At 44.7% G+C, this 832-nt stretch carries 1 protein-coding gene; it reads left to right on the top strand.

The genetic code is table 11. The features are described from left to right. On the top strand, positions 1–832 hold an 832-nt coding region (locus A3761_RS22990; protein ID WP_082870351.1), incomplete at both ends, for a patatin-like phospholipase family protein.

The following is an 832-nucleotide window of genomic DNA, read 5'->3' as shown; positions in this document are numbered from 1 at the left end:
AAAATCTATACCCAAGATATTGCTTAATGCTGGTCTAAGTGTATTAAGTCACCCAAATGACCAGTCAGTATTAGAGGCTTTGACAGCGCTGGCTCAAGCCATTCCTTCTGGTATTTTTGATAATAATGGCTTCCATAAATATTTGAGCCGTTCGTACTCGTCAATTGGTAGAACAAATGAGTTCGAGAAGCTCCGTAAGCAATTGATTGTTATTGCGGCAGACTTGGAGTCAGGCGAGACTGTTCGTTTTGGTACCGAAGGCTTAACTGATTTGCCTATCTCCAAGGCTATCCAGTGTAGTATGGCTGCGCCCGGTATATACAAACCTGTAGAGGTCGGTGGACGTTATTATGTCGATGGTACCTTAAACAAAGGGATGCATACCTCGGTTGCCTTTGAGTCAGGTGCAGATATTGTTTTTGCCATTAACCCTGTTGTGCCGATAGATGTCGGGCAGGCCGTTCAAGCTGATACGATGAAGCGCGAGGAGTTGACGCAGTCAGGGATGCCGAATGTTCTTTCCCAGGCCTATCGTACAATGGTTCACTCTCGCCTTACTTCAGGCCTCAAGAATATATCCCGTGATTTCCCCGGAAAAGATGTATTGTCATTTGAGCCACCAAGGCACGATGCAAATTTGTTTTTCTCAAGTGTCTTTAGTTTTAACTCACGAAAAATGATGTGCGAGAGTGCTTATCAATTAACTCGGGCTAATCTTAGAAACAGGATCGATGAGCTCGAAAAAGTACTGGCACCAGCGGGTGTACGAGTCCGAAAAGATATTCTATTTGATGAGCAGAGAACACTCAGTACAGGTCTGTATGGTGAGGCC

The sequence above is a fragment of the Oleiphilus sp. HI0123 genome, assembly GCF_001635315.1.
The sequence above is the reverse complement of the archived record's forward strand: the minus strand, read 5'-3'. Positions and strand labels throughout refer to the sequence as shown.